Here is a 19,629-nt window from a genome sequence, read left to right on the forward strand (position 1 = left end):
AGAAAAAAGAGGAGGAACAAGATGCTGGTTTGTGATTATATTGTAGAGAGAATCGATGGAGATTATGCGATGCTGAAGCGGACCAATCTGCCAGAGGAAGAGGCAAAGATGGTAGCAAGAGCACTTCTTCCGGAAGAGATCCGGGAAGGAAGCCGCCTTCATTATGAATTACTTCAGTATACAATTGTTGAATAAAGGTACGGAAAATGTGTGTGCCCTGGGACTGGAAAGTGCCGGAGCACACTTTTTTCAAAGTGTAATTTTCTGTTTAGAAATTTTTCAGAAAATATTAAGGAAAATGGATGTGCATATTTAATAAAAAGAGAGTAAACTCTACTTCCGAGGTGAAGAATATGGATAAGATTTCGGTAGTAGTACCATGTTATAACGAAGAAGAGGCATTGCCTGTTTATTATAAAGAAATGTGCCGTGTAATGGACGAGATGAAGAATGTTGTATTTGAACTGATTTTTGTAGATGATGGTTCATCAGATGCGACGCTTGGTATCATGAAAGACCTGAATGAAAAGGATAGCAGGTGCAGATATCTTTCATTTTCCAGAAACTTTGGAAAGGAAGCTGCGATTTATGCAGGACTGAAAGCATCGGAAGGCGATTATGTTGCACTTATGGATGTAGATCTTCAGGATCCACCGACGCTATTACCTGAGATGTATGAGATCCTGCAGGAGGATGGATACGACAATGTAGCGACAAAAAGGGTCACAAGAACCGGAGAGCCACGTATCCGTTCTTTCCTGTCAGAAAGCTTTTACAAATTTGTCAATGCTATTTCAAAGACAGAGATTGTAGATGGAGCGAGAGATTACCGGCTGATGAAGCGGAAGATGGTGCAGGCAGTTCTGGAAATGAGCGAGTATAACCGTTTTTCAAAGGGAATCTTCGGCTGGGTTGGATTCCGTACAAAATGGCTGCAGTACGATAATATTGAGCGCTCTGCCGGAAAAACCAAGTGGTCCATGTGGAAGCTGTTTAAATATTCGGTGGAGGGAATTACTGGATTTTCAGTGGCACCGCTCTCACTGGCTTCGGTAGTGGGTGTACTGTTCTGCGTGCTTTCCTTTATTATGATCGCAGTAATCGTAATAAGGACGCTGGTCTGGGGAGATCCGGTATCCGGCTGGCCGTCACTTGCCTGTATTATTTTCATGGTCAGCGGAGTACAGCTTCTCTGTACCGGAATTGTAGGGGAGTATCTGTCAAAGACTTATCTTGAGACGAAGAAACGTCCGATTTTTATTTTAAAGGATTCCAGCGATGATAAGGAGCAGAAGCATGAAAGAACGTAGAAAAGGTGTGCTATGGGAAATGGCACTGATCCTGCTTACGGTTGCCGCCTGTCTGTACTCTACAGGCGCAGGAAATATTTTCGGGGCAAAGGTGGACTGGAGCAGTCAGCACAGTGTGTTCCCGGAATATTTCCGGCAGCAGTTTTATCGTACAGGGCAGTTTTTTCCTGAGTTTGCATTAAATATTGGCGGTGGTCAGAATATTTACAATTTTTCTTATTATGGATTGTTTAGTCCGGTCGTTTTGATCGGTTATCTTCTGCCGAATGTGAAGATGTCGGATTATATGATGGTGGCAAGTATTGTCTGTCTGGCAGCAGCGGTTATAATTTTGTACCGGTGGCTGAAAAGCCGGGAATTTACAGCTGCGGTAAGCGGGATGACAGCGCTGATGTTTCTTTTCGCAGGACCTATGATCTATCAGTCGTCGCATCAGATTATGTTTGTAAATTATATGCCATTTCTTTGTCTGACATTTTTTGGAATCGACCGATATTTTGAACAGAAAAAATCCGGTCTGCTGATCGGCGGAACCTTTCTGATGATCATGACAAGCTTTTATTTCAGCATCGGTGGAATACTGGCGCTTGGTCTATATGGAATTTACCGGTATGCAAGGACAAAAGAGCGGGCAGAAGAGATGATTACGGTAAAAGGATTTCTAGGTGACGGACTGCGGTTTGCAGGAAGGATTCTGACGGCAATCATGCTTGCAGGAGTTCTTCTTGTGCCGACTGCGATGGCTCTTCTCGGGAGAAGCGGAAGCAAGGGAGAAAAAACAGATATCTGGCAGCTTCTGACACCGCAGATCAATTTGGAAAAATTTCTGTATGGGGCATATGGACCGGGACTTAGCTGTCTGATGCTGATTATTTTGCTGACCGGACTTTTTTATAAAAAGGCTTATGAGAAGATCCTGTCGCTTGGTTGTCTGGTGGTGCTGACAGTTCCGTTTTTTTCGTATCTGCTCAATGGTGCACTTTATATCAGACCGAAGTCGCTGATCCCGTTTTTGCCGCTTCTGTGCTATCTTACGGCAAAATATCTGGAGAAGCTGAAAAATCAGAAAATAGCGAGAATCTGGATGCTTCTTCCATGTCTGGCAATTATCATATATATTTATCTGAAGAAGGATGATGTGAAAAGCGAAGTCCTTTGGAAACTACTTTTGCTGGATGCGGTCATAACACTGTTGATCTGCGTGGCACAAGCGTATAGTGCATGGATTCGGAAGTATCTGACAGTAGCCGTTCTGGGACCGGTGATCCTGAGCCTTATTGTTACCGGAAGCTATTCCTGGGAAAAGAGTGGAAATCTGGAGAGCAGGAAAGCGTATGAGGAAGATACCAGCCGGTCTATCGGGAAAGCTGTGGACAAGGCAATTACATCAGATAGTGGATTCTACCGGGTCGAGCAGGTTGGAAATGAAGAGGAAAATGCGGAAAATCTGAATCGTGTGTGGAACAGTGAGCAATATATTACATCCCTGTATTCGTCTTCCTATAATGCTGATTACCAGAATTTCCGTAAAAATGATTTTCAGGTAGAGCAGCCGTACCGAAATTTTCTGATGCAGTCGGTTTCGCAGAATCCGGTATTCAGACAGCTGATGGGAGTGAAATATCTGATCTCCAGTCAGAATATACCGGGATATGAAAAAAAGTGGATGACCGGGGGAGGGGATGTGTACTGTGATGAAAATGCAGCACCGATTGCCTATGAGACGGATCAGACGATGTCGGAAGCGGAATATGACAGACTGGATTTCCCATATAATCAGCTGGTATTTACCAGATATGCTGTGACAAAGGACGGAACTGTATCGGCAGGACAGGTGAAAGAAAAACTGGCAGAAGACATAGAGAAATGTGATTTTCGGATTCCGGAAAAGAATAACGGGATTTCACTGGTTGTCCCGACTGAAAACGGATATCAGGTGAAAATGAAAAAGGAACAGGAGTTCGAAGTGGCTGTCCCGGAACAGGAAGAGAAAGATGGAGTTCTGTTTGTACAGTTTCGAATCGAAAATAAAAAACCGAAAGAGGATATCGAAATATCCCTGGAAGGAGAGCGCAATAAACTTTCGTCAATCCAGCATGTGTATTATAACAGAAATACCGTATTTACCTATGCAGTAGGACTGGAAAAGGGGCAGAAAACGGTCCGTTTATCTCTTGGAAAAGGAGAGTATACGATTAAAGATATGAGTGCATATAACGGCGTATTAAATGAAGATACCGGTCTTTATCAGAGTGTATTCAGGGTGGATAAAGAGCAGACGAAAGGGAATCTGATCCAGGGGAGAATCAAAAATCAGAAGGATGGAATGTTCATTACGTCCATTCCGTTTGATAAAGGGTTTGAAATGACGATAGATGGCGTAAAGGTGAAATGTGAAAAAGTGAATAAAGCGTTTCTGGGATTTCATCTGGAAGCAGGAAAACATAAAATCAGAATTTTGTATCATGCGCCTGGAGTGACAGCAGGAAAGATACTGACAGGTCTTGGCGTTCTGATTGTGATCGCAGGGGCAGTAAGAAAGAAAAAATGCGCGAAGTGAATCTTTAAGATTCTGAAATAAAAAAGGATACAGTCTTAGAGCTGCATCCTTTTTTTATTTGACAGAGAATTCCGAAGAAGCTTGCTTTTGCCATCCATGTATCTGCAGGTAGTAGTTTACTCCTGACGCTTGATCTGAAAATGAACGGCATCATCAGACCAGATCTTATCGGTATATCGGATTTCGATGGTAGACCAGTTCAGTGGGACTTCCAGAGAAAGATATCCTTCCAGGGTTTCGCCGGGAGCGATCGTTCCATCGAGCTTTGGCTGGTCGCTTGTGGTTGCAAGAGCAGTAAATGCAGCTGCACTGTAGTCAAGTTTGGTATCGTCACAATAATTTTCAAAGCTTGCCATACTGCTGATGACCAGATCATCAGATGTCTGATTGACAATTGTCATATGGACAAACATAAATTCATTGCCTTCTGTCGGGACAGACCAGTCATCTCCTTCGGATTCTACGTAGCTGTCCATCGTGATCTCAATGCCATTGTATGCGGCGGTCTCATTTTGCTTATAGATCTCTTTGGTGGCATCAGCTGTCTTCTTCGGTGTTGAAGTGCCGGAAGAATTGTCAGAAGAAGTGTGCATTTTGGAAAAAAAGGATATAACCGCAATAATGATCAGGATGAGAATCATGATGATAAACGGCAGACTTTTTTTGTGTTTCTTTTTGGGGTTTGTTAGCTGGTCTGGTGAAGTTACATCATCAGAAGATGCATCGGACTTTGTGCCTGCAGTATCGTTTTTGGAAACTGGCGTTGGTTTGGCAGCAGGTTCATCTGCCTGACCGGAGCTGATAACTGGTTCTGGAACTGGAGCATGCTCCTGTACGGAGGATTCATTTCCGGAAAAGGGTTTGTCTGTAGAAACTTTTTCAGTCTCTTTTTTTTCAGTGGTTTTCTTCTGAGCTTCTGCTTCTTCTGCTTCCGGAACATTTTTACGCATGCTGCGCATGGCAGCAGCTGTGCTGTGGTAGATCTCCGGTCCGTTCAGGGGATCGTCGAAAAAAGCCTGCTGTCTGGTAGCCGGGCGCTTTTTTCCGGAAACGGATCCATGCTTATGAGCAGAAGATCTGGCACTTCGGGTATCTGTATCATCCGGAATCACAGCGGATGCCGGAAATCTTTTACGGCAGGTATCACAGAGATATTTGCCGGGATATTTTTTGCTGGGGCGGACTTTGTGACCGCATACAGGGCATTTCATTCTAAGTTAAGTCTCCTTTATGATTCAAGTGTTCTGTTTTTTATTATAGGGGAAAATCCTGTCAAAAACAAGGAGGTATTCTTGTCGAACAGACAGAAAAGTGATATCATACTGACTAAGTAACGTGGCAGAAAGTCGAAGCTGTCAGATACAGGAAAACAAAAGAAAGCAGGGAATGATATGACATATCAGGAAATGATGGAAAACGCAAAATTATCTATGGGGTTTTACTGCAAAGCCTGTCCGGTTTGTGATGGAAGAGCATGTAAAAACCAGATACCGGGACCGGGCGCAAAAGGTGTTGGTGATACTGCGATCAGAAATTATAAAAAGTGGCAGGAGATCCGCGTGAACATGGATACGATCTGTGATGGCGGAGAGGCAGACACTTCTGTGAATTTATTTGGAAAGGAATTTAAGATGCCGTTCTTTGCAGGACCGGTTGGAGCCGTGAATCTGCACTACAGTGACAGGTATGATGATGTTTCTTATAACAATGTACTGGTATCAGCCTGTGCAGATGCCGGAATCGCCGCATTTACCGGAGATGGAGTGAATGCAAAGGTAATGGAGGCTGCAACGGAGGCAATCCGTGAAAATGATGGATGCGGGATACCTACAGTAAAGCCTTGGAATCTGGATACTGTCCGGGAGAAGATGGAACTGGTGAAGAAGTCAGGAGCATTTGCGGTAGCGATGGATATTGATGCGGCAGGACTTCCGTTTCTGAAAAATATGAATCCGCCGGCAGGAAGCAAGAATGTACAGGAGCTTTCCGAGATTGTGAAGATGGCTGGAAGACCATTTATCGTCAAAGGCGTGATGACAGCGAAAGGCGCGAGAAAAGCAAAAGAAGCAGGTGCCGATGCGATCATCGTATCTAATCACGGAGGAAGAGTGCTGGATCAGTGTCCGGCAACTGCAGAAGTGCTGGAAGAGATTGTAAAAGAAGTGAACGGTTCTATGAAGATTCTGGTTGACGGAGGGATTCGCTCCGGTACAGACATTTTCAAGGCACTTGCACTTGGTGCTGACGGTGTACTGATCTGCCGGCCGTTCGTTGTAGCGGTCTATGGCGGTGGAGAAGAAGGTGTGAAGCTTTACATTGATAAGCTGGGAGCAGAACTCAAAGATGCCATGCAGATGTGCGGTGCACATTCTGTTTCAGAAATTACAAGAGATATGGTAAGATATTATCAGGACTAGAAAAATACATGCAGGAGGATAATACAATGGGAATGAGAGTGAACGCAGAGCTGCCATTACCGGCAGACCTGAAAAACGAATATCCGTTATCGGATAAATTAAAAGCTATCAAGGCGAAGCGGGATGAAGAGATCCGTGATATTTTTACAGGGAAATCAGACAAATTCGTGGTGATCATCGGACCATGTTCGGCGGACAATGAAGATTCGGTATGTGAGTACGTGAACAGGCTTGCAAAGTTAAATGACAGAGTATCGGATAAGTTGATGATTATTCCAAGAATCTACACGAACAAGCCACGTACAACCGGAGAGGGATACAAGGGAATGTTGCATCAGCCGGATCCGGAGCAGGCACCGGATCTGCTTGCCGGAATCATTGCAATCCGTAAAATGCATATCAGAGCCATGCAGGAGACTTATCTGACAGCAGCAGATGAGATGCTTTATCCGGAGAACAGAAGTTATCTGGATGATATTCTTTCTTATGAAGCGATTGGTGCGCGTTCGGTTGAGAACCAGCAGCACCGTTTGACTGCGAGCGGAATGGATATCCCGATTGGGATGAAGAATCCGACAAGTGGAGATTTATCGGTAATGCTCAATTCTGTTGTTGCAGCACAGGGACCGCACCGCTTCATTTATCGTGGGCAAGATGTGACGACAGGTGGGAATGATCTGGCACATGTGATCCTGCGGGGCGGCGTGGATAAATATGGTACAACGATTCCAAACTACCATTATGAGGATTGCAAGAGACTTCTGGATATGTATGAGCAGAAGAATTTGAAGAATCCTGCAGCGATCATTGATGCCAATCATTCCAATTCTAACAAGCAGTACAAAGAACAGCTCAGAATCGTAAGTGAGGTACTGCACACAAGAAATTATGATCCAAAGCTGAAAAAACTGATCAAAGGTGTAATGGTAGAAAGCTACCTGGTAGAAGGAAGACAGGATATCGGCGGAAATATGGTATACGGTAAATCGATTACGGATCCGTGTATTGGATGGGAAGATACAGTGAGACTGATCGATAAGATTGCGGAAGATTGTTAATTGTAAAAGAAGTGTATCAAGGTTGAAAAACTTTGATACACTTTTTTTGCAGAAATGATTGCAAAATTACAGTAAGATATATTTTCAGGGCAGATAGAATGTATGTTGTAAAAACATAAATTGTATGTTAATGAGAAAACTTCTCGAAAATTTCTATAGACAAAATCCCACTAATATAGTAGACTATAGATAGTTAGAAAAAGCTAACTAAAATAAATTTAAACAAACCCATACAAGAGGAAAACAACATGAACTGGATGCAGAAAGATGTACAGACATCTGCTCAGATGGAAATTGCATGGCAGTGTGCTCCGGTATTGACCGGTGTAAAGCCATCCAATATTCTGACCTTGAAAAATGTAAGTGAAAAGGAAGTTGCGGAAAGTCTGAAAGAGATGGGAATTTCATACAGCATGCTTTGCGACAGCGGAGCCCGAAAAGTATGGCTGATCTACAGAGAAGAAGAGATCCTTGAAATCCTTGAAAAAAAAGAATACAGCGAATTTCTTGATACACTTGGCTATCGGGGATTTGAGTTTCCGCAGATGCTTCAGATCATGAATCTGAGATTTGAAGGATATCAGCATGGAAGTGCAGAATTTCCACATGAACTTGGAATTTTCCTCGGATATCCACTTGCAGATGTGAAAGGGTTTATTGAGCACAACGGAAAAGATTTCCTGTATCAGGGATACTGGAAAGTGTATGAGAACGTGGAGGAACGCAAGAAAATGTTTTCTATCTATAACGTTGTAAAAGAGGAATTTATCAGGGAAATGCAGGCAGGGAAGGATCTGTGGCATGCAGCAAGAAGTGTGAGACAGCCATTTGACATACAGCCTGCATAAATGAAGAAAACCTGGTAGATGATAGAAAGAAAAAAAGAAAGGAAGAATTTAAAAATGAGTGATATTTGTGTAGCATATTGGAGCGGAACAGGAAATACAGAAGCAATGGCACAGGCAATTGGAGCAGGAATTACAGCAGCAGGGAAAAGTGCTGATGTAGTACCGATGGAAACTATTTCACCTGCTGATTTGAAGGATCAGACTGTTTGGGTACTTGGATGCCCTGCAATGGGAGCCGAGGAACTGGAAGACGGAACGGTAGAACCGTTTGTATCTGAACTGGAAGGATTTGCATCAGGAAAGAAGGTTGCCCTGTTTGGATCCTATGACTGGGGCGACGGCGAATGGATGCGTACATGGGCTGAAAGAATGGAACAGGCTGGCGCACAGATCGTCGGCGGAGAAGGACTTATCTGCCACGGAACACCGGGAGCAGATGCAATAGATGAGTGTGAGTCACTCGGCAGGGAGGTGGCTGGCTTATAAGAAATACGAATACCTTTTAAATAAAACAGAAAACCGAAAAAAGTTAAATAATCAAATAAAATTATAATCAAATCAAAAACAAATAAAAAACAAAAATTAAAAGCTAAATAATCATCAAAAAAGAGCCGCTCCGTTTCTGCGGGGCGGCATACAAAAAAATCACAATCATTATTAAAATTAAGGAGATGGATAAGAATGAGCATTGTAATTGTAGGAGGTCATGACAGAATGGTCTGTCAGTATAAAAAAATATGCAAACAGTTTAAATGTAAAGCTAAAGTATTTACGCATATGTCTGCCGATCTGAATAAGCAGCTTGGACAGCCTGACCTGTTTGTACTTTTTACAAATACAGTATCGCACAAGATGGTAAAAACCGCGCTTGATGAGGCAAAAAGAAGCAATGCGAAGGTGGTTCGCTGCCATACAAGCAGTGGTGCGGCTCTGACAGAAATTTTAACACAGGAAGCAGGAGCAGCAGTTTAAAGCATGAATTTATTTACCGGGATCATGATCCCTTTTATTGGAACGACGCTGGATGTGGCACTTGGATAGAATGCAGAGTGGAAAAGCGAAAAGAAATGAAATGAATGTGTCCTGGTATGAAAATTATCTGGGCACTTTTTATATGTGCCCAGCTTGGCACATACAAAAAAGAGGTCTTTCTCACGAAAGACCTCTTACAGCGTGCGTTAGAGGATTCGAACCCCCGACCTTTTGGTCCGTAGCCAAACGCTCTATCCAGCTGAGCTAAACGCACATTTATATTGTGTGTTGAACTGTGTTGCTCAACAACAAAATTGAGTATACATCAGAAAAAATAATATGTCAAGTATTAAAATGAAAAAAGTTCAAAAAATCTTGACCTCATTTTTGAACGGGGCGATTAAGGAAAGTTTGCTGGCTCTTATTCAAGATAAGGACAGATCTGATTCCATTTGGTAAGCAGGCGTTCCTTTGACCAGGCTGCATTTGCCGGACTTGTGGACGGCAGGCAGATTGCTTTTTGCTGAGTTTGTGGAAAACAGTATTTTTTATATAAGCGGTCTGCAGTGCCACCGTTGGTGAAAATCTGCCGGATGGATGCCGTCTGAAGAATCTCTGTAAGGTCATTGGGAACGACATTGCGGATACTGCTGTCACTGGAGCCTTCGATATCACAGGAGGCGATCACATCCCAGACGGCAATGTGGTGTGCAAGGAGCAGTGATTTTTTTTCTTCTATGCCGACAGGAAGTGGTTCATCTGTAAGTGTGGCAATAAGATTCCAGAAACGGTTTCTTGGATGCCCATAGAAAAACTGACTTTCCCGTGATTTTACAGAAGGGAAGCTCCCAAGGATCAGAATGCGGGAGTCGGTGTTAAATACAGGATGGATTTCGTGAAGTACATGTGAAGATTCAGCCATAGGTATGCCTTCTTTCATAAATATATTCAATAAAAGGATAAGCGATACGGGAGTGAAAAGCAAGTGGGAAAAAGTACAGTCTGGGTTACTGTTCACTCCCGTGTCAATCACTACGCTGATTGGCACGGAGGATGCACGTTTTATCTTGAATGGCATCTCGCCCATCGCCAAAGGCGATTTAAAATGGCGAGATGCGTTGCTGGTCACAGGTACTGTGAACAGTAACCAGTCTGGCAGAATGCACAAACCCTGGAATCCCTGTGACTGTCAGGAGATTATAGAAAATAAAAAGATTAGTGACTGGTTTTGGAATAAAAAGTTTGTGAATTATTGAAAAAAGTTCTGCTTGTAAAGTGGCGGATGTCAGTGTATAGTGAAGTCACTCTAATTCGATTCTAATTTTATTTTACAGGAAATTGCATCCGGTATAATGAAATACTCTGAAGATACGCCGGGTGACATTCTCTATTTTGAAACAGATCACAAGAAAAGTATATGATATCAGACACATGATTCAATGTGGCATTTTCGGGACAAGTTAATATGAATGAACAGACACAGGGAGGAACAGGATGGAAGAAAGAAAAGACTATGCGGTACTCCGTTTTGTGGATCAGAATGGCTGGAGTTATATGGTAAATGACTATGCAAAGGGCTGTTCTTTGATGGAGTATATCAAACAGGGGACCCGGGTGGAAAAAGAAACAGTATTGGACTGGATCAGACAGCTTTCAAAACAGCTGGAACAGTATTATCGTTGTGGAAATGAGGATGCGGCGTATGGATATGTGAACCCATATGCAGTGATCATAACCGGAGACGGCATGCTTTGCCTTCTGGATATCAATGAACCGGGAAACGAGGAACTTTTAAAGCAGATGAAGAAGAAAAAGCTTCGTATGCTTTTTGTAAGGAAAGAAAGGGTTCTTTCGCAGAAGACAGAACGGTCGGATGATCTGTATGGTCTGGCAAAGATAATGGAATTTACAGCAGAAAAATGTCTGGATCCAAAGGCATTTACACGGAAAGAAGAGCGAGTCTGGAAAAGAATGCTTGGAAAGTGTTATAGCAGTGGGAAAAATGCCATAAAAGTATTGAAAAATATGCAAAAAGAAATTGGTTTTCTGGAAAGGGAAATGGAAAGACCGAGGGATAATGTTTCGGCAAAAAAGATTTTGCTTGCAATTCTGGCGGTTTGTATCATGAGTGCAGCAATCATCGGAGGGACAGTGAAAAAGCCGGAAACAAAAGCGATTGCAGCGGATCAGGATCAGCCAGAGGCGGGAGTTCAGGAAGGAGTAAAGGAGAAAAAGGAGACAAAAGAGGTTGTGGAACAAAAGGGGGACAGTCCTTATCTGGAAATGGGACTTATTTATTATGTAGCGTGGGAAGATTATGTGAATAGCCTGGATAGTCTCGATAAGGAAATGCAGGAGACAGAGTTTTCCGATGCATACCGGGTAGTCATAGCGAGTCTGGAAGAAGGGAGTATACAGCAGGAGGATGGATTAAACGCAGAAGATGCAGTAAAAAAAATATTAGATGAATTGGAGAAACGTGCAGAAAAAATACAGATGAAAGTGTATTTGTACCAATACCCGCTATTGAAGGTAAGTGTTCTGGAAGAGAGTGAAAAATGGCACAGGCTGACAAAGAGAATTGGTGAGGAGATGATTAGAAGACAGGCGTGGTATCGGTGGGATACAAATGGAGAAAAGGAGTGTGAGGTCAGAAAATATCTTGCAGAAAGCTATTTTAAACTTGGTGAGAATTTAAAAGCAGCTGAACAATATGAACAAATCAGAAAATTAGAATCGAATGAAGAAGAATTAGAAGAGATTTATGAAAAGCTGCAGTTGATTTATGAAGAAGCGCAGGAATATGAGAAAGTGTGGGAGATCAGCAGAGAGGCGGTTGAAGTATTACCGGATTCAGAAAGGTTGTGGATGAACTATCTGGAGCGTTATTGTGAAAATCCGGAAATGGAAAGAGAATTATGTGCAGAAGCAGTAAAAAAGGCAATCCAGGCAGTTCCTGAGCTTGCAGAATCAGAAGCGTTTAAACAGCTTCAGGGAAAATATAAAATTGTGATCGATGGAGAAAATATCCGGGTTGGAGAATAAAACGCTGAAAGAAATTTTTGAAAAAGTCCCATAAAAGGGAGGATGCCGGGTGACTTAAAAGCCCCCGGCATGTATTATGAAAAAGTTATTCTATTATTAACTTCTGCACGTCTTATTAAATGATTTGTTTGAAATCTTTCCTGTTCATCATTTGATGATTCTAGTATATAAAACACTTGTGAAGAAAGAGTGTTTAACAAATGAAGGATTTTTGAAAGATAAATGAACAAATTGTGAACAAGACTATTTGCGGAATGCGAAGTATGGAAGCCCATCTTTCATAGGTACTTCTACACTTCCCTGGATCAGTGGGCGGGCATAAGCGATGAATTCATCTCCGATGTCGGAACCGTCTTTTGTGATCCATTCTTCAGGAACAGCTTTTTCTTTATTGCAGATTTCGTTTACGTCTGCAGTTCCGAATTCAAGGATGTATGGGTCATCACTCTTACGGATAAAATTGATCATCTTTCCTGTTTCACCATCTAAAGCAGCACTTACAGCAAAACGGCCGGAAGCAGCGGCTTCGTCCAGATCTGTGGCAGATAAACAGGAGGAAGAGCATCTCTGGCAGACATTGAGCTCCACAGAGCGTACTTTGATACCAAGCTTTTCTTTTACGAGATTTTCAAGATACTTTCCGGAGCCGGTTAGCATTTTATGACCGAAAGTATCTGTGCCGACATCACTTGCAAGCTCGCAGACAAAGGTTCCGTTACCATCGTTGATTCCTTCGGAAATGCAGACAACGAGATTAGAAGTTTTAGTAAGCTTTTCTTTTACCTTTTCGATAAATGCATCCGGGGAGAAAGCAACTTCCGGAAGATAAATAAGAACCGGATTATCGCCTTTAAATTTGCGGGCAAGAACGCTTGCGGCGGTCAGCCATCCGGCATGGCGTCCCATGATCTCGACGATGGTGACAGATGGTTTATTATCATAGACAGAGGCATCAATTGCAATTTCGCGTACTGTAGAAGCAACATATTTGGCAGCACTTCCGTAGCCAGGGGTATGATCGGTCAGAACCAGATCGTTGTCGATGGTTTTCGGAACTCCGATGATGCGGATATCACTTCCGACTGTTGCTGCGTAGCGGGATAATTTACTTACGGTATCCATAGAATCATTTCCGCCAATATAGAAGAAATAGCTGATTTCTTTTTCGGTAAATTTCTGGAAAAGTTCAGGATAAACCGGATCGGAAAGATCTTCCGGTAATTTATAACGGCAGGAACCAAGATATGAACCCGGTGTGGTGCGGATACGTTCCAGTTCGTCATTTTCTTTTAAAGGTGCCATGTCTATTGTGTGATCGGCAAGAAAACCTTCGATACCGTTGACCATACCGATGACATTATCAATCTCCGGATTTGCCAGACCTTCTGAGACAACACCATAGAGACTTCCGTTGATTACAGCAGTAGGACCACCTGATTGTCCGACCAGTAAATTGTGATTCATAGTTGAAATCCTCCTCTTTATTCATAGTAATCATATAGCTTTAACTATAGCCGAAAAATGTGAAATTTACAATATCAGTTGGAAAACAAAAAAAAATAGGCTATACTAGGAACGTGAGCTTTAAATTGAGAAGGAGAATACACATGAAATATATATCGTTTGCGATTCCGTGTTATAACTCGGCAGCTTATATGGACAGGGCAGTGGAATCTATTTTAAAAGGTGGAGAAGATGTAGAGATCATCATAGTTAATGACGGATCAAAGGATGATACTTCAAAGATTGCACATGAGTATGAAGAAAAGTATCCGACGATCATCCGTGCAGTTGATAAGGAAAATGGTGGACACGGAGATGCGGTCAATGTAGGTCTTGACCACGCAGAGGGAAAATATTTTAAAGTGGTGGACAGTGATGACTGGGTAGATGAAGAAGCATTATACAAGATTCTGGATGTTCTGAAAACGTTTGAAAATGAAGAAAAGCAGGTGGATATGCTGCTTGCCAACTATGTATACGAAAAAGAAGGAATGGAGCACAAGAAAGTGATTGAGTACAAGAATGTGCTTCCACAGGAAGAGATTTTTGGCTGGAATGATGTGAAACATTTCCATCTGGGACAGTATATTCTGATGCATTCTGTTATTTACCGGACAGATTTCCTGAAATTATGTCAGCTCAGGCTGCCGAAGCATACATTTTATGTGGACAATATTTATGTTTACTATCCACTTCCGCATGTGCGTAAGATGTATTATATGGATGTGGATTTTTATCGTTATTACATTGGAAGAGAAGATCAGTCTGTCAATGAAAAGGTGATGATCAGTCGTGTGGATCAGCAGATTTTTGTCACAAAGAGTATGATTGATATGTATGATATGCGCAAGATTTCTAATAAAAAACTGCGGACCTATATGACTAATTATCTTGCAATTATGATGACGGTGTCTTCGATTCTTCTGATTCGTTCCAAAAATGCAGAGAATCTGGAAAAGAAACGGGAGCTGTGGCAGTATCTGAAGAAGAATCACTACGGAACTTATTGGAAGATCCGTTACGGAATCCTTGGACAGACCATGAATCTTCCGGGCAGATCAGGAAGAAAGATTTCGTCTCTGGCGTACATTGTGGCGAGAAGAATTGTCGGATTTAATTAAAATTCGTTCTTGACATTTCCGAAGAGAAGACTATAATAACTGTTAAAGAAAATATGGTTCACCAAAATTCGTTGATGAGAACAAAGTCATATCCGTCATTATTTTCAGAGAGCCTGTGGATGGTGTGAACAGGTAATAACCGGATAAGGATATCCTCTCTAAGAAGCGGGTCCAAAGCAGAAAAAGTATCTGCAAGTAGACTTTGCCGGGATCCACCGTTATATGGATAGCATATGTTGGTATGTGAAGTGCCGCAGATTATTATCTGTGGAATTAGGGTGGTAACGCGGATTTTATTCGTCCCTTTTCAGATTGATTCTGGAAAGGGACTTTTTTGTTGCTGTGTATACAAAAAAATCCTGTGAATTTTGTTATCGGAAGATTAGAAGAACAGTTTTGCGTGGACGAAAAGAAAAAGGAGGAAACTGTAATGAAAGCATTACAAAAAGCAAGCAAATTTTTATCAGACTATACATCATTGGTGGTAATCGCTATTGCAGTAGTCACATTCTTTGTACCGGCAATGATGGGATGGGTAAATAACCCATTGTTCGTTGATCCGGTATCCAACAAGTTCACCTGTCAGTCGATCATCATCGGAATCATCATGTTCAGCATGGGACTGACACTGACAACCGAAGATTTTAAGATTCTGGCACAGAGACCTTTTGATATCTGTATCGGCGCAATCGCGCAGTATCTGATCATGCCATTTCTTGCATTTGCACTGACGAAAGTACTTCAGCTTCCGGATGGAATTGCACTTGGTCTGATCCTTGTAGGCTGTTGTCCGGGTGGTGTATCCTCCAATATCATGTCTTATCTGTGTGGCGGAGATGTGGCATTTTCCGTAGGAATGACTACGGTATCCACAATCATTTCACCGGTTATGACACCGCTTATGGTTTCACTTCTTGCAAGCGGAACGCATATTACGATCAAAGGACTTCCGATGTTTGTATCTATTGTTGAGACCGTTATTGTTCCGGTAGCTTTTGGATTTTTACTGAATTATCTGTTTGGAAAGAAAAAAACATTTACAGAGCTTCAGAAAGTGATGCCTGGAGTTGCAGTACTTGGACTTGCATGTGTAGTTGGCGGAGTGGTTTCTTCGCAGGGAGACAAATTCTTTGAATCAGGAGTTGTAATTTTTGTGGCAGTATTTCTTCATAATGGACTTGGATATCTGCTGGGATACGGCGCAGGAAGACTGACTGGTATGAATACTGCAAAGAAGAGAACGATCTCCATCGAAGTTGGAATGCAGAACGCCGGACTTGCTACCAACCTTGCAACCACAACGGCACAGTTTGCGGTTGCACCGGAATCCGCAATTATCTGTGCTGTATCCTGTACATGGCATTCTATTTCAGGAACACTTCTCGCAGGATTATTTGCAGCATATGATAAGAGAAAAGCAGGAAAGCCTGCAAATAAAAAGCAGGCTGCAGAAAATGTAGCATAAAATACAGAAATAATTTCGGAATGATCGTCATAAAATATCAGGAATAACTTACAGGGCGTAAGAAGATATGGAAGATCAGAAACTGGAAAATCTTTTAAATCTGGCACTTGGAGCGACGGAAGAAGAAAGAGAAAAATCATTGAACCTGGATGTCGGGTATCATCCGATTGACAGGGAATGGGAATTGATTATTAAATATTCGGGCAATCTGGATCAGGTAAGAGCCTTGGCAATCCAGGTGGTTGAACTTCAGAATGAGTACGCGATCATTCGAATCAGCCAGTCCAGGATTGATTTACTTTCAGATATTCCTGAGGTAGAATATATAGAGAAACCGAAACGTTTATTTTTTCAAATAGCAAATGGGAAGCGGGTATCCTGTATCAATGAGGTGCAGGATACCCGCTTTCTTGATATGCGTGGACAGGGTGTACTTGTGGCGATAATTGATTCGGGGATTGATTATGCGAATGAAGATTTTCGGAATGCAGATGGAACGACGAGAATACGGGTGATGTGGGATCAGTCATTAAGACCGAATGCGGATGAAGAGAAGAATCCACCAAAAGGTTATTGGATGGGAGTGGAATTTACCGAGGAGCAGATTAACAGGGCACTTGAGGCTGACTCGTCAGAGGAAAGGAGAAGAATGGTACCAAGTCAGGATATATCCGGTCATGGGACTGCAGTTGCAGGGATTGCTGCCGGAAATGGGCGAGGAAGCGGAAATCTGTATGCCGGTGTGGCACCGGAGAGTGAGCTGATTGTGGTAAAAATGGGGTCGCCTATGCCAGACGGATTTCCACGGACGACAGAACTGATGCAGGCGATGGATTATGTGGTGAGGAAAGCACTGGAATTTCGGATGCCGGTGGCGATCAATCTAAGTTTTGGAAATACATATGGTTCTCATGACGGCAGGAGTCTGGTAGAACGGTATATTGATGATCTGTCGAATTTCTGGAAGAGTGTGATCTGTGTAGGGACCGGAAATGAAGCAGCAAGTGCCGGGCATACTTCTGGAGTGCTGCAGAAAAGAAAAGAAGAAAGAATACAGCTCGCAGTACAGGCAGATGAACCAACATTGAATATTCAGATCTGGAAAGCGTATACGGACGAAGTGGAAATTTCATTTGTATCTCCTGCGGGGACGCGGATCGGTCCAATACAATCTGTTCTCGGTTCGCAGAGATTCCGGATCGGGGAAACGGAGATTTTATTATATTATGGAAAACCGAGCCCGTATAATGTCGCGCAGGAGATTTATATTGATATGATTCCGGTGACAGATTATATTACGTCGGGAGTCTGGCAGATCATTTTGAATCCGACAAGGGTTGTGGAAGGGCAGTATGATCTGTGGTTGCCAAGTGAGAATGTATTGAACCGGGGGACAGGATTTTTGTATCCGGATGAAGAAGTGACCTTAACGATTCCTTCGACTGCAGATAAAGTGATATCGGTGGGGGCGTATGATGCGCTTACTTTTTCCTATGCATCTTTTTCAGGAAGAGGATATACCTGGCAGGATGAAAGGACGAAACCGGATCTTGTGGCACCGGGAGTGAACGTAAGGACGACAGCAGTTGGCGGAGGGGTGACAGTGGTGAGTGGAACTTCTTTCGCAACGCCGTTTGTGACAGGAGCATCGGCACTTTTGATGGAATGGGGGATCGTAAGAGGAAATGATCCGTTTTTGTATGGGGAGAAGGTGAAGGCGTATCTCCGGCGCGGGGCGAGAGAGTTGCCGGGATTTGGAAAGTATCCGAACCGTGAGGTGGGATATGGACGACTCTGTTTGGAGAGAAGCCTGCCAGATTAAAATGTTATATTTATAATAACACCTCGAAAAACAATCTGAAAACATAGCTTTATTCAGTTGTTAATCTTAAATTTGTTCAGTTAATAGGTAAAAAGAAAAATTATGCAACATACACAACTCAAAACTGCATATGCACAAAAATAGGGCGATTTGTAAAAAATGCTTTACGCTGATAGAGTGATAGAGTATAGTGGGTTTAAACAAATTAATATTTTGAAGGAAGAAGGCAAAATGGATGGTCAGTTAAAAGTAGCAGCTGTTCAAGTTACAGTCGAACAAAATAATATTAAGAAAAATATGGAAAACGTTGAGAAAATGGCAATGAGTCAACAAAATCGATGGAGTTGACCAGAGATTCGAAAAAACCAAAAATAAATTAACAAGTAAGGAGACAATGTATGTCAGAACAGGAAAAGAACACTGAACAAGGTGTTCACAAGCGCCGCACAAGGTACAAGGGAAAATATCCACGAAAATTTGAAGAAAAATACAAAGAATTACAGCCGGAGAAATATCAGGACATGATTGCACATGTTATTCAGAAAGGAAATACACCTGCCGGAATGCACATTTCGATCATGGTGCAGGAAATTCTTGACTTCTTGAAGATCCAGCCGGGAGAGGTGGGATTTGATGCAACGCTTGGCTATGGCGGACATACAAAAGCAATGCTGAAATGTCTGGAAGGAAAGGGGCACATTTACGCGACAGATGTAGATCCGGAAGAATCTGCAAAGACAAAAAAACGTCTGGAAGAACAGGGATTTGGGGAGGATATTTTAACAATCCGTCTTCAGAACTTTTGTACTATCGATGAGATTGCAAAAGAAGTTGGGGGATTTGATTTTATTTTGGCTGATCTGGGTGTGTCTTCCATGCAGATTGACAACCCGAAGAGAGGATTTTCTTTCAAAGTGGACGGACCTCTGGATCTGCGACTGAATCAGGAAAAAGGGATCAGTGCAGCCGAGAGACTGGATACAATTTCAAGAGAAGAACTTGCCGGGATGTTATATGAAAATTCGGATGAGCCGTATTGTGAAGAACTGGCAAAGGCAATCACCGAAGAAATCCGGAAAGGACACCGGATTGATACTACGACAAAGCTACGTCAGGTGATCGAACAGACCTTGTCTTTCCTTCCGGAAAATAAGGAGAAAAAAGATATCATCAGGAAGACCTGTCAGCGGACTTTCCAGGCACTTCGAATTGACGTGAATCATGAATTTGAAGTACTCTATGAATTTATGGAAAAACTGCCGGGCGCTTTGAAACCGGGGGGAAGAGTAGCGATCCTGACGTTCCATTCAGGAGAAGACAAACTGGTGAAGAAAGCTTTAAAAGCAGGATATCGCGAGGGAGTTTATTCCGAATATGCCAAAGATGTAGTCCGACCTTCGGCAGAAGAGTGTGCACAAAATGGGCGTGCAAGATCTACGAAGATGCGCTGGGCTGTGAAGGCGGAGTAAAAGTAAGTGTAGGCTGATTAGAATATTGACAAAACAAAA

The 19,629-nt window shown here is 42.5% G+C and carries 16 protein-coding genes, 1 tRNA gene and 1 other annotated feature; of the genes, 13 read left to right on the forward strand and 4 right to left on the reverse strand.

What is annotated here, in order from left to right; translation table 11 throughout:
* Nucleotides 1-21: 21 nt before the first annotated feature.
* From PGW42_RS06155 to PGW42_RS06165, 3 genes are all read left to right on the forward strand, one after another.
* Entirely contained in the window at nt 22-195 is a 174-nt protein-coding gene (locus PGW42_RS06155; RefSeq protein WP_055247602.1) for a hypothetical protein, read from the forward strand.
* Nucleotides 196-353: 158 nt separating this feature from the next.
* Nucleotides 354-1,310 carry a glycosyltransferase family 2 protein gene (locus PGW42_RS06160; RefSeq protein WP_270203692.1) on the forward strand — a complete coding sequence of 319 codons (957 nt, stop codon included), beginning with the start codon at nt 354-356 and terminating at the stop codon, nt 1,308-1,310.
* On the forward strand, nt 1,297-3,870 hold the full coding sequence (locus PGW42_RS06165) for a YfhO family protein (protein WP_270203693.1): 2,574 nt from the start codon (nt 1,297-1,299) through the stop codon (nt 3,868-3,870). Before PGW42_RS06160 ends, PGW42_RS06165 begins: the two co-directional genes overlap by 14 nt.
* Nucleotides 3,871-3,986: 116 nt before the next feature.
* Here the strand turns inward: PGW42_RS06165 and PGW42_RS06170 are convergent, their stop codons facing one another.
* Nucleotides 3,987-5,081 carry a DUF4352 domain-containing protein gene (locus PGW42_RS06170; RefSeq protein WP_270203694.1) on the reverse strand — a complete coding sequence of 365 codons (1,095 nt, stop codon included), beginning with the start codon at nt 5,079-5,081 and terminating at the stop codon, nt 3,987-3,989.
* Nucleotides 5,082-5,261: 180 nt separating this feature from the next.
* On the opposite strand from PGW42_RS06170, the gene PGW42_RS06175 reads away from it, so the two are divergent.
* From PGW42_RS06175 to PGW42_RS06195, 5 genes are all read left to right on the forward strand, one after another.
* Nucleotides 5,262-6,287 carry an alpha-hydroxy-acid oxidizing protein gene (locus PGW42_RS06175; protein WP_117557218.1) on the forward strand — a complete coding sequence of 342 codons (1,026 nt, stop codon included), beginning with the start codon at nt 5,262-5,264 and terminating at the stop codon, nt 6,285-6,287.
* Between the two features lie 26 nt (nt 6,288-6,313).
* Nucleotides 6,314-7,345: a 3-deoxy-7-phosphoheptulonate synthase gene (locus tag PGW42_RS06180; protein WP_118218508.1), complete on the forward strand. Its 1,032-nt coding sequence runs from the start codon at nt 6,314-6,316 to the stop codon at nt 7,343-7,345.
* A 248-nt stretch (nt 7,346-7,593) separates the two neighbouring features.
* Nucleotides 7,594-8,193, forward strand: coding sequence for a DUF3793 family protein (locus tag PGW42_RS06185; RefSeq protein ID WP_118218510.1), 600 nt, complete (start codon nt 7,594-7,596; stop codon nt 8,191-8,193).
* Between the two features lie 54 nt (nt 8,194-8,247).
* Nucleotides 8,248-8,679 (forward strand): flavodoxin, encoded by a 432-nt coding sequence (locus tag PGW42_RS06190; RefSeq protein ID WP_117824252.1) that lies wholly within the window; start codon nt 8,248-8,250, stop codon nt 8,677-8,679.
* Nucleotides 8,680-8,874: 195 nt separating this feature from the next.
* Nucleotides 8,875-9,165, forward strand: coding sequence for a DUF2325 domain-containing protein (locus tag PGW42_RS06195; protein WP_117824253.1), 291 nt, complete (start codon nt 8,875-8,877; stop codon nt 9,163-9,165).
* A gap of 200 nt (nt 9,166-9,365) precedes the next feature.
* Here the strand turns inward: PGW42_RS06195 and PGW42_RS06200 are convergent.
* Both PGW42_RS06200 and PGW42_RS06205 read right to left on the reverse strand, forming a co-directional pair.
* A tRNA-Arg gene (locus PGW42_RS06200) sits at nt 9,366-9,439 on the reverse strand.
* A gap of 147 nt (nt 9,440-9,586) precedes the next feature.
* Nucleotides 9,587-10,087, reverse strand: coding sequence for a DNA-deoxyinosine glycosylase (locus PGW42_RS06205; protein ID WP_270203695.1), 501 nt, complete (start codon nt 10,085-10,087; stop codon nt 9,587-9,589).
* Nucleotides 10,088-10,659: 572 nt separating this feature from the next.
* Between PGW42_RS06205 and PGW42_RS06210 the strand changes: the two genes are divergently transcribed.
* Entirely contained in the window at nt 10,660-12,210 is a 1,551-nt protein-coding gene (locus PGW42_RS06210; protein WP_270203697.1) for a hypothetical protein, read from the forward strand.
* Nucleotides 12,211-12,453: 243 nt separating this feature from the next.
* On the opposite strand, the gene PGW42_RS06215 is transcribed toward PGW42_RS06210, so the two are convergent.
* Nucleotides 12,454-13,674 carry a 6-phosphofructokinase gene (locus tag PGW42_RS06215; protein WP_270203699.1) on the reverse strand — a complete coding sequence of 407 codons (1,221 nt, stop codon included), beginning with the start codon at nt 13,672-13,674 and terminating at the stop codon, nt 12,454-12,456.
* A gap of 143 nt (nt 13,675-13,817) precedes the next feature.
* On the opposite strand from PGW42_RS06215, the gene PGW42_RS06220 reads away from it, so the two are divergent.
* The 4 genes from PGW42_RS06220 to rsmH all read left to right on the forward strand — a co-directional run bounded on the left by PGW42_RS06220 (nt 13,818) and on the right by rsmH (nt 19,590).
* Nucleotides 13,818-14,834: a glycosyltransferase family 2 protein gene (locus tag PGW42_RS06220; RefSeq protein WP_173826372.1), complete on the forward strand. Its 1,017-nt coding sequence runs from the start codon at nt 13,818-13,820 to the stop codon at nt 14,832-14,834.
* Between the two features lie 62 nt (nt 14,835-14,896).
* Nucleotides 14,897-15,142 (forward strand) — a binding site (T-box leader).
* A 122-nt stretch (nt 15,143-15,264) separates the two neighbouring features.
* A complete protein-coding gene (locus PGW42_RS06225; protein WP_008369831.1) occupies nt 15,265-16,299 on the forward strand; it encodes a bile acid:sodium symporter family protein in 1,035 nt (344 codons plus the stop codon).
* Between the two features lie 67 nt (nt 16,300-16,366).
* The gene (locus PGW42_RS06230; RefSeq protein ID WP_270203700.1) at nt 16,367-18,121 is read left to right on the forward strand and encodes a S8 family peptidase; all 1,755 of its coding nucleotides are present in this window, start codon (nt 16,367-16,369) and stop codon (nt 18,119-18,121) included.
* Nucleotides 18,122-18,519: 398 nt separating this feature from the next.
* Nucleotides 18,520-19,590 carry a 16S rRNA (cytosine(1402)-N(4))-methyltransferase RsmH gene (rsmH, locus tag PGW42_RS06235; protein WP_117834686.1) on the forward strand — a complete coding sequence of 357 codons (1,071 nt, stop codon included), beginning with the start codon at nt 18,520-18,522 and terminating at the stop codon, nt 19,588-19,590.
* Nucleotides 19,591-19,629 lie beyond the last annotated feature (39 nt).

Source organism: Coprococcus sp. TM115-187, assembly GCF_027679115.1.
Classification (GTDB): Bacteria; Bacillota; Clostridia; order Lachnospirales; family Lachnospiraceae; genus Allocoprococcus; species Allocoprococcus comes.